This is a genomic window from Thermoactinomyces sp. DSM 45892 (assembly GCF_900107305.1).
Taxonomy (GTDB): Bacteria; Bacillota; Bacilli; order Thermoactinomycetales; family Thermoactinomycetaceae; genus Baia.
On the sequence record NZ_FNPL01000037.1, the window covers coordinates 1 to 2,229 of the forward strand.

Annotated in this window: 1 protein-coding gene; it reads left to right on the forward strand. The window is 46.3% G+C overall.

Features of this window, described 5'->3' with window-relative positions; genetic code table 11:
* A partial coding sequence (locus tag BLU58_RS15875; RefSeq protein ID WP_143123825.1) for a condensation domain-containing protein occupies nucleotides 1–2,229 on the forward strand: 2,229 nt, incomplete at both ends.

The following is a 2,229-nucleotide window of genomic DNA, read 5'->3' on the forward strand; positions in this document are numbered from 1 at the left end:
TCTAATGGGAAGATTGATCGAAAAGCATTACCTATTCCAGAAGAACAAGCAGGAAGTGGAGAGAATCATCTTTCTCCTGTAGAAGAACTCATTGCGTCTGTTTGGAGTCAGGTATTAGGTGTTTCGAACATCGGAGCGCAAGATTCATTTTTTGAACTGGGTGGACACTCACTGCTTGCAACCCAAGTGGTTTCTCGTCTACAAGAAGCGTTTCAAATCGAACTTCCATTACGTGAGCTGTTCGAGCACTCAACAGTGGAGACGTTAGCAAGTCGAATTGGTCAATTGCGTCAAGGGGACCAAAAGAGAGAATTACCACCCCTTGTACCAGTGGAGCGTGGCGAAGCAATCCCGCTATCCTATGCGCAGCAGCGCTTATGGTTTATCGATCGTTTCACGCCTAATAGTGCTCTCTATAATATTCCCGCCGTATGGCGTCTTACAGGGGATTGGGCACTCGAATCCCTAGAAAAGGGATGGAATCAGCTTCTAGAACGTCATGAGTCGCTACGGACTGTAATTCAAGAGATAGATGATCAACCCGTACAACAAATCCGTCCTTACAGCCCGGAAACGATTCCAGTGATGAACGTAACGGAGCTTCCGAAGGAAGCACGAGACAATGAAATGAAGCGTATCATTCAAAACGAAGCGGAAGCGCCGTTTGATTTGGGACAAGGCCCTTTGATTCGAGTCCAGATCCTTCAAGTAGAGGAAAAGGAATGGATGCTACTTTGTACCATGCACCATATCATCTCAGACGGCTGGTCCATGGAAGTCTTGCTGGATGAATGGATGGCTCTCTATGAAGAAGATATTAGTGGGACACCAGCGGAGCTAAGCCCTCTTCCTGTACAATACGCAGACTTTGCCCAGTGGCAAAGAGAGTGGCTGAAAGAAGACGTATTGGAGCAACAACTCCAGTACTGGAAAGAAGAACTGTCAGGCGACTTACCGATCCTACAATTACCGACAGATCGCCCACGGCCAGCGGTTCAAACCAATCGAGGTAAGATGCACCAAGTTCTCTTATCACACCCATTACGAGAGAAACTAAAAGAGATGAGTCGTCAAGAAGGTTCGACCCTTTTCATGACCCTGCTTACGGCGTATCAGAGCTTTTTATCTCGTTATACCGGACAGGAAGATATTCTGGTGGGAAGTCCGATTGCCAACCGGAATTACAGAGAGATTGAAGGATTGATTGGTTTCTTTGTAAATACACTGGTATACCGGGCTGATATGACAGGAAATCCGACCTTCCAAGAGCTGTTGTCGCAAGTGCGTGAAAAAGCGTTACGAGCCCATGAGTATCAAGATGTTCCGTTTGAAAAAATCGTAGAAGTCGTGCAGACCGAACGGAGTACGAGTCATTCTCCGATCTTCCAAACGATGTTTACCATGCAAGATACTCCTAGGAAACAACGTGAGCTTGTGGGAAGAAGCTTGGAGATGGTTGAGATTCATACCTCGATTGCGAAATTTGATTTAACGCTATCGATGGCAGATTTGGAAGAAGGGTTATTCCTTGCCTTTGAATATAATACCGATCTATTCGACCCTTCTACGATTGAACGGATGACCGGACACTTTGAAAACTGGTTGCATGAAATCGTACATCATCCAGATGCACCGCTATCAGGGTTAACCCTGATTTCGAAAGAGGAGCAGAAGCAGTTACTAGAAGAATGGAACGATACGAAAGTAGAGTATTCATATGAGAGTACGATTCATGAACGGTTTGAAGAGCAGGTTTTACGTACACCAGAAGCCGTCGCTGTGGTTTACGAAGATAGACAGTTGACCTATCGAGAGTTAAATGAGCAGGCGAATCAATTGGCTCACTATCTACAGAAACGCGGAGTGGGGCCTGAGTCACTGATTGGATTATGTGTTGAACGTTCTCCTGAGATGATGATCGGACTCTTGGGGATCTTGAAAGCTGGAGGGGCCTATGTTCCTCTTGACCCAGCCTATCCAGAGCAGCGACTGCAGTATATTTTAGCGGATGCGGGGATCCGAGTCCTTGTCACGACGGAGTCGTTACAAGGATGGTTACCACAAGGAATCGAAGCCATTTGCTTAGATCGGGATCAAGAAATGATCGCACAAGAGAGTACTCTTTCTCCGATAGGTGAAGCGACAGCAAAGAACGTAATGTATGTCATCTACACATCCGGTTCTACTGGGAATCCGAAAGGCGTTATGGTAGAGCATCACTCCGTGATG